The sequence below is a fragment of the Endozoicomonas sp. Z74 genome, from assembly GCF_057680865.1.
This window is the reverse complement of sequence record NZ_JBLYZI010000267.1, coordinates 1-844: the sequence shown is the minus strand read 5'-3', so window position 1 is coordinate 844 and position 844 is coordinate 1. Positions and strand designations below refer to the sequence as shown.

General features: G+C 47.4%; 1 protein-coding gene. It reads left to right on the top strand.

The genetic code is table 11. From position 1 onward, the window contains the following. Positions 1–48 precede the first annotated feature (48 nt). A protein-coding gene (locus tag ACNRUY_RS26680; protein ID WP_488114695.1) for an IS5 family transposase occupies positions 49–797 on the top strand; the annotation gives its coding sequence in 2 pieces (ribosomal slippage) (positions 49–369 and positions 372–797; 747 coding nt in all). Positions 798–844: the final 47 nt, after the last annotated feature.

Below are 844 nucleotides of genomic sequence, written 5' to 3'. Positions count from 1 at the left end.
CCGGAAAGGCAGCTGATAGTGAGCTAAAGTATGTGAATTTGGTTTGCTATGGCTCGCACAGTACTCAAAGATGATCAATGGGATCGGATCAAAGACATGTTACCAGGCAAGGCCTCTGATCCCGGACCAACAGCTGAGAACAGGTTGTTTGTTGAGGCGATTCTTTGGATGGCTCGTACTGGCGCTCCGTGGAGAGACCTGCCTGAAGAATTTGGTGATTGGCACAATACGTATAACAGATTCAATCGCTGGTGTTCGAAAGGCATATGGAATCAAGTCTTTGAAGAGCTGAGTAGGGACTGCGATCTGGAGTACTTAATGGTGGACGGCTCAATCACGCGTGTTCATCAGCATGGGGCTCCTAAAAAACAGCTCAAAAAACCGAAGCCGTCGGAAAATCAAGAGGTGGATTAACGACCAAGATCCATGCCGCCACTGATGCTCTTGGCAACCCTATTCGCTTTATTCTTACCGCTGGGCAAGCATCAGAGTATGGTCAAGCCAATGCTCTGATAGAAGGTTTGTCAGCTGACTTTGTTCTTGCTGACAGAGGATACGACTCGAATGCGTTCCTTCTTGAGATCAAAGAATCAGGTGCTGAACCGGTCATTCCTCCGAAACGCAACAGGTTAGAGCAGCGATATTATGATAAAGAGCTCTACAAGGAACGGAATTTGGTTGAGCGACTATTTCAAAAGCTCAAGAACTTCCGACGTGTAGCAACTCGTTACGAGCGGCTTCTGCGTAACTATACGGGAATGCTTCAAATAGCAGCCATCATGGTCTGGTTGGCATGAGTTTGAGTTAAAATCTGGCAGATCGGTTAGATGAGAACGCCGCCTAG